Annotated in this window: 7 protein-coding genes; 3 read left to right on the top strand and 4 right to left on the bottom strand. The window is 65.2% G+C overall.

The window, feature by feature from the left end; all coding sequences use genetic code 11:
- On the top strand, positions 1–149 hold a 149-nt coding region (locus OZ10_RS19425), incomplete at its 5' end, for an energy transducer TonB (RefSeq protein ID WP_039566674.1).
- On the opposite strand, the gene aroA is transcribed toward OZ10_RS19425, so the two are convergent.
- The 3 genes from aroA to serC all read right to left on the bottom strand — a co-directional run bounded on the left by aroA (position 133) and on the right by serC (position 3,942).
- Complete coding sequence (gene aroA / locus OZ10_RS19420) at positions 133–1,449, bottom strand: 3-phosphoshikimate 1-carboxyvinyltransferase (RefSeq protein ID WP_039566676.1); 1,317 nt, start codon at positions 1,447–1,449, stop codon at positions 133–135. The two genes, OZ10_RS19425 and aroA, sit on opposite strands and share 17 nt — an antisense overlap.
- A 111-nt stretch (positions 1,450–1,560) precedes the next feature.
- Positions 1,561–2,790 carry a prephenate dehydratase gene (gene pheA, locus OZ10_RS19415; protein ID WP_039412635.1) on the bottom strand — a complete coding sequence of 410 codons (1,230 nt, stop codon included), beginning with the start codon at positions 2,788–2,790 and terminating at the stop codon, positions 1,561–1,563.
- Between the two features lie 66 nt (positions 2,791–2,856).
- Complete coding sequence (gene serC, locus OZ10_RS19410) at positions 2,857–3,942, bottom strand: 3-phosphoserine/phosphohydroxythreonine transaminase (protein WP_039412638.1); 1,086 nt, start codon at positions 3,940–3,942, stop codon at positions 2,857–2,859.
- Between the two features lie 176 nt (positions 3,943–4,118).
- Here serC and msrP point away from each other — a divergent pair, with 176 nt between their 5' ends.
- Complete coding sequence (gene msrP / locus OZ10_RS19405; RefSeq protein ID WP_039412641.1) at positions 4,119–5,087, top strand: protein-methionine-sulfoxide reductase catalytic subunit MsrP; 969 nt, start codon at positions 4,119–4,121, stop codon at positions 5,085–5,087.
- A gap of 135 nt (positions 5,088–5,222) precedes the next feature.
- The gene (msrQ, locus tag OZ10_RS19400; RefSeq protein ID WP_039412644.1) at positions 5,223–5,879 is read left to right on the top strand and encodes a protein-methionine-sulfoxide reductase heme-binding subunit MsrQ; all 657 of its coding nucleotides are present in this window, start codon (positions 5,223–5,225) and stop codon (positions 5,877–5,879) included.
- On the opposite strand, the gene OZ10_RS19395 is transcribed toward msrQ, so the two are convergent.
- On the bottom strand, positions 5,821–6,113 hold a 293-nt coding region (locus OZ10_RS19395; protein WP_039566672.1), incomplete at its 5' end, for an FHA domain-containing protein. The two genes, msrQ and OZ10_RS19395, sit on opposite strands and share 59 nt — an antisense overlap.

Below are 6,113 nucleotides of genomic sequence, written 5' to 3'. Positions count from 1 at the left end.
TTGTCGAACGCACCGGCAGCAACGACCCGCGCCTGGATGCGGCGGTGACCGACAGTCTGCGCCAGTGGCGCTTCGCGCCGGCCACGCGCGATGGCCATGCCGTGATCAGCAGCGTGCAGGTGCCGGTGGACTTCAGCGCAGCGCGCTGAGCCCGAAGCCGGCATCCCGCGCCAGGGTGTCGAACCCCGGGAACGAGGTCGCGACATTCGCTACATCGTTGACCTGCACGCTGCCGGTGGACAGCTGGCCGGCGATGGCGAACGCCATGGCGATGCGGTGGTCGCCATGGCTTTCGATCACGCCGCTGCCAATGCTGCCGCCGTGGATGGTGGCGCCATCCGGCGTTTCATCGACCTGCACGCCCAAGGTGCGCAGGCCAGTGGCCATGGCCGCCAGCCGATCCGATTCCTTGACCCGCAATTCGGCAGCGCCGGTGACCACGGTCTGTCCGCTTGCCGCAGCCGCAGCCACGAACAAGGCAGGAAACTCGTCGATCATGTCCGGCACCAGGGCCTCGGGAATCTGCGCGCCCTGCAACGGCGCGTAACGCACGCGCAGGTCGGCCACCGGTTCGCCGCCGTGTTCGGCATGACGTTCTTCGGTGATGTCGGCGCCCATCAGGCGCAGCGCCGCCAGCAGCCCGGTGCGCCGCGGGTTCAATCCCACCGCGCGCAGTACGACCTCCGAGCCGGGGATGATGCTGGCAGCCACGATGAAGAACGCCGCCGACGAAAAGTCAGCAGGCACCGCGATATCGGTGGCGCGCAGTCGCTGGCCGCCGCGCAGACGCGCGGTGCCGGGAGCGAAATCGATCTCCACGCCGAACGCCGACAACATCCGCTCGGTGTAGTCGCGTGTGGGATGCGGCTCGGTCACCGAGGTCTCACCCCGTGCGTACAGGCCAGCCAGCAGCACCGCCGACTTGACCTGGGCGCTGGCCACCGGCGAAACGAATGCAATGCCCTGCAATGTCTGGCCACCGTGCACCCGCAGCGGCGGCGTACCGTCATCCTGGGTATCGATCCTGGCGCCCATCTGCGCCAACGGGCCGGTCACCCGCCGCATCGGCCGCTTGGACAACGAGTCATCACCGACCAGCACGCTGTCGAAGCGCTGCGCGGCAAGCACGCCGGCCAGCAGGCGCATGCCGGTGCCGGCGTTGCCGCAGTCCAGCGCCTCGGACGGCGGCTGCAGGCCATCCACACCGACGCCATGCACGATGCGCTGCGACGCCGATGGCGTTTCGATACGCACACCGAGCTGGGCGAAAATAGCCGCGGTAGAGCGCGTGTCTTCACCTTCGAGGAAGCCGTCGATCTGCGAGACGCCATCGGCGAGCGCGGCAAACATCACCGCACGGTGCGAGACCGACTTGTCGCCGGGAATGGCCAAGGTGCCACGCAAGGCGCTGCCTTGCCGGGCGATCCAGTGTTGCGTGCTGTTGCTCATGCGAATCATCCGAATGCTGCGCATCGCCACAGGCGGTGGCGATGCGCTTTGAAAGAGGGCCGCGTTGCCGACACCAACACAACGCGCCGATAGCGGCGGCTGTTCGTGCGCCTAGGGAATCGCCACCGGATACGACCCCAGCACCTTGATCTGTGCCGAATGCGCTTTCAGCTCGGCGAGTGCCTGCTTCATCGCCTCGTCTTCCACATGGCCGACCAGATCGATGAAGAAGCCGTACTCCCACTTGGCCTGATGCGAGGGCCGCGACTCGATGCGGTTCATGCTGATGCCGTGGCGTGCGAACGGGCTGAGCACATCGAACAACGCACCCGGCTTGTCATGGATGAACACCAGCACCGAGGTGCGGTCGTGCCCGGACGAGGGAAAGATCTGCCGGCCGATCACCAGGAAGCGCGTGGTGTTGTCGTCGTCGTCTTCGATCGACTTCATGATGACCTTCTTCAGGCCATACACGTGCGCCGCGCTCTCGCCGCCGATCGCCGCAGCGTCTTCGGCGTTACGCGCGCGCCGTGCACCCTCGGCGTTGCTGGAAACCGCAATCTTCTCCACCTTGGGCAGATGCGACCGCAACCAGCCGGCGGTCTGCGCGAAGGACTGCGAATGCGCATAGATGCGCTCGATGTCGTCCAGCCGGCCGTTGCGCGAGAGCAGATACTGATGCACGCGCAGTTCGACTTCGCCGCAGATTTTCAGGTTGGAGGTCAGGAACATGTCCAGCGTGACCTGGATGGTGCCCTGCCCGGAATTCTCCACCGGCACCACGCCGAAATCGGCATTGCCGGCTTCCACTTCCTGGAACACTTCCTCGATGGTCGCCATCGGCAGACCCACCGCCGAGCGCCCGAAATGCTTGAGCACGGCCTGCTGGCTGAAGGTGCCTTCCGGCCCCAGGTAACCGATCTTCAATGGCTCCTGCTGGGCCAGACACGCAGACATGATTTCGCGATACACGTGCACCAGCACTTCATCGCTGAGCGGGCCCTCGTTGCGGTCCACCACCATGCGCAGCACCTGCGCTTCGCGCTCGGGGCGGTAGTAGTCCACCGCCGCTGCCAGTTTGCCCTTGGCCTTGCCGACCTGGTGCGCGAAGTTGGCGCGCTCGGCGATCAATGCTTGGATGTTGCGGTCGATCTCGTCGATCTTTGCGCGCACATCGGCCAGCACCGGTGCGGCCGCGACGGCCTTGGCCGGCTTGGCGACGGATTTGGCAGCTACCTTGGCAGGTTTGGTGCCAGGCGCACGCGCTGACGTATCGGCAGACGTGCTCGGGCTGTGTTTGCCGCCATTGGCGGCCTTGGGCTTGTTGGACTTGGGTGCCATCGCTGGGCATTCCTTGAAAAGACGGCGCACGCGCCTGCGCGGCATGCGCCGCGGTCGAAGTTGGACTCAGCCGTGACGCTGCTGGAAGTCGTGCATGAAGGCCACCAGTGCCTGCGCACCGGCCACCGGCATCGCGTTGTACAGCGATGCACGAATACCGCCGACGGCTTTGTGGCCCTTCAACGCAAGCAGCCCGGCGGCCTTGGATTCGCTCACGAACAACGCATCCAACTGCTCGTCCGGCAGGAAGAACGGGATGTTCATGCGCGAGCGCACCGCCGGTGTGACCAGGTTGCGATAAAAGCCGCCGGAACGATCGATGGCCGCATACACCAGGCCGGCCTTTTCCGCGTTGCGCCGCGCAAATTCGGTCACCCCGCCCTGCTCCAGCATCCACTTCACGGTCAGCCCGAGCAGATACCAGTTCCAGGTTGGCGGCGTATTGAGCATCGAATCGCGTGCCGCATGCGAGGCGTAATTGAAGATGTCGGCGCGCGGCTGCCCGGCGCGTTCGAGCAGGTCGCGCCGCACGATCAGCACCGAAATCCCCACCGGCCCGAGGTTCTTCTGCGCACCGGCATAGATCAGCCCATAACGCGAGATATCCAGCGGCTCGGACGCAATGGATGAGCTGAAATCGGCAAACAAGGGCAGTGTGCCCACATCCGGTGTCTCACGGAATTCGACACCGTGGATGGTTTCGTTGGCGGTGATGTGCACATAGGCCGAGTGCGGCGACAAGGTCCAGCTGGCTACCGGCGGAATCTCGGTGAAGCTGCCCGCCTGTGCATCGGCGGCAATGCGTGCGTCCACGTAAGGTGCCGCCTGCTTGATCGCGGTCTTGCCCCAGTGACCGCTGATCACATAGTCGGCGGCTTGGCCGGGCGCGGCGAAGTTCAGCGGCAGCAGCGCCTGGATCGTGGTGGCGCCACCGGCCGTGAACAGCACGGCATAGTCGTCGGGGATCGACAGCAAGGTGCGTAGATCGGCTTCGGCCGCGGCCGCGACCGCCATGAAATCCGCGCTGCGATGGCTGATTTCAACGATCGAGGCACCAACGCCATTCCACTCGACCATCTCCGCCTGCGCCTGCCGCAGGACCGATTCCGGCAATGTCGCAGGGCCGGCACTGAAATTGAACGCGCGTGTCATGGCACACCTTGTCGAGCTAGCCTTCTAGTATGCCGCAGCGCATCGGCCTTGGCAGCGGGCAAAAAAGTTGCAGCTGCATCCTTTTGACTGAGCCTGACGTAACGTAGTGACAGCCGCGGGACGAACTTCTGCCCCGGTCGGCTACTCTCACGCTGCAGCCACTGCCGGAGCCTGCCATGTCGTTTCGCACTGCTTTCAACCTGCCGTCCAGCGAGATCACCGATGAGGCCGTTTACCGCGACCGTCGTCGGCTGCTGCAACTGCTTGCGCTGACGCCGGCACTGGGTGTGGCCGGTTGCGCCGAGGCTGACCCGCCGCCACCGCCCAAGACGGTGGTGACCCCGGCGCAGGCGCGCAGCGGATTTCGCACCGCCGAGGAGTTGACCAAGCTGGAAGATGTCACCAGCTACAACAATTTCTACGAATTCGGTACCGACAAGACCGACCCGTCGAAGGCCGCCAAGACATTGAAGCTGTCGCCGTGGTCGGTGAAAGTGGGCGGCGAATGCGAAAAGCCCGGCAGCCTGTCGCTGGATGAACTGCTCAAGGGCGTCACGCCGGAAGAGCGCATCTACCGGCTGCGTTGCGTGGAAGGCTGGTCGATGGTGATCCCGTGGACCGGCGTGCCACTGGGCGAGGTGCTCAAGCGTTTCGCGCCGACCTCCAAGGCCAAGTATGTGGCGTTCACCACGCTGGCCGACCCGCAGCAGATGCCGGGTGTGCGCTATCGCTCGATCAACTGGCCGTATCGCGAAGGCCTGCGCATCGACGAAGCGATGCACCCGCTGACCCTGCTGGCCACCGGCCTGTACGGCAAGCCGTTGCCGCAGCAGAACGGTGCGCCGCTGCGCCTGGTGGTGCCGTGGAAGTACGGCTTCAAGAGCATTAAGTCGATCGTGGAGATTCGCTTCGTCGAGAAGATGCCCGAGACCGCCTGGCACGATCTGCAGCCGTCCGAATACGGCTTCTTTTCCAACGTGAACCCGGCGGTGGATCATCCGCGCTGGAGCCAGAAGACCGAGCGCCGCATCGCTGGCACTGCCAGCAAGCTGTTTGCCGAGCGCATCGCGACCAAGCCGTTCAATGGCTATGCCGATCAGGTGGCGTCGTTGTACGCAGGCATGGATCTGAAGAAGTGGTTCTAGGCAACACTCACTCCGGTATCGACCGGTCGTAAGAGCGCACCCGGGCGCGACAGGCCTTACCGGTAAGGCCCGTCGCGCCCGGGTGCGCTCCTACGCTTCATGCCCACGCGGCGTCGCTCCCCTCTTCGAGATGGCATGGCCAAGACCTCCATTGCATTGATCGCCGCAAAGACTGCGGTACACGTTGCCGCACTGGCGCCGATGGCGCTGCTCTGTTGGCAGTTCTGGCAGGTGTGGCAGAACGGCAGCGATGCACTGGGCGCCGACCCGGTGGCCGAGATCGAGCACCGCACCGGCCTGTGGGCACTACGGTTTCTGCTGATCACGCTGGCACTCACGCCGTTGCGTCAGCTCACCGGCCAGGCGGTGGTGATCCGCTTCCGCCGCATGCTGGGGCTCTACGCGTTCTTCTACGCCAGCGTGCATCTGCTGGTGTACCTGACCCTGGACCTGCGCGGTTTCTGGACGCAGATCTTCGAAGAGATTCTCAAGCGCCCCTACATCACGGTGGGGTTTGCGGCCTGGCTGCTGTTGCTGCCGCTGGCGATCACCTCGACCCAGGGCTGGATGCGCCGGCTCAAGCGCAACTGGGGCCGCCTGCACCAGCTGATCTATCCGATCGGCGTGCTGGCGGTGCTGCATTTCTGGTGGCTGGTGAAGTCCGACATCCGCGAACCGGCACTGTATGCCGGCATCCTGACCGTGCTGCTGGGCTGGCGGATCTGGAAAAAGCTCAGCGCGCGCCGAACCACAGCAAGGCGCTCAGCGCCGCCGCCAGCAACACCGCGCTGAGCAGCAGCCAGGGCCAGCGTGCGACCTTCATCGGTGCGCGCGCCGGCGCGGCGGTGGCACGCGGCGGCGGCGGTTCGGAATCGGGAATGTCCCAGGTGGTGCCGTGATGGATGCGCGGGACTTCCACCACGAAGCGGTGACGCGCATCGAACACGACCTGGTCGCCGGCCTGCAACCAACCATCGCGCACCTGCACGCCATTGATCCAGCTGCCCTCTTCCGACCCCAGGTCGC

This window comes from Xanthomonas cannabis pv. cannabis (assembly GCF_000802365.1).
Taxonomy (GTDB): Bacteria; Pseudomonadota; Gammaproteobacteria; order Xanthomonadales; family Xanthomonadaceae; genus Xanthomonas; species Xanthomonas cannabis.
Note: the sequence above shows the minus strand (reverse complement) of the source record. Positions and strands in the feature narration are given on the sequence as shown.

Excerpts from the sequence above, each read along its gene's own strand:
- aroA (WP_039566676.1), bottom strand. The coding sequence starts at position 1,449 with ATGAGCAACAGCACGCAACACTGGATCGCCCGGCAAGGCAGCGCCTTG.
- pheA (WP_039412635.1), bottom strand. The coding sequence starts at position 2,790 with ATGGCACCCAAGTCCAACAAGCCCAAGGCCGCCAATGGCGGCAAACAC.
- serC (WP_039412638.1), bottom strand. The coding sequence starts at position 3,942 with ATGACACGCGCGTTCAATTTCAGTGCCGGCCCTGCGACATTGCCGGAA.
- msrP (WP_039412641.1), top strand. The coding sequence starts at position 4,119 with ATGTCGTTTCGCACTGCTTTCAACCTGCCGTCCAGCGAGATCACCGAT.
- msrQ (WP_039412644.1), top strand. The coding sequence starts at position 5,223 with ATGGCCAAGACCTCCATTGCATTGATCGCCGCAAAGACTGCGGTACAC.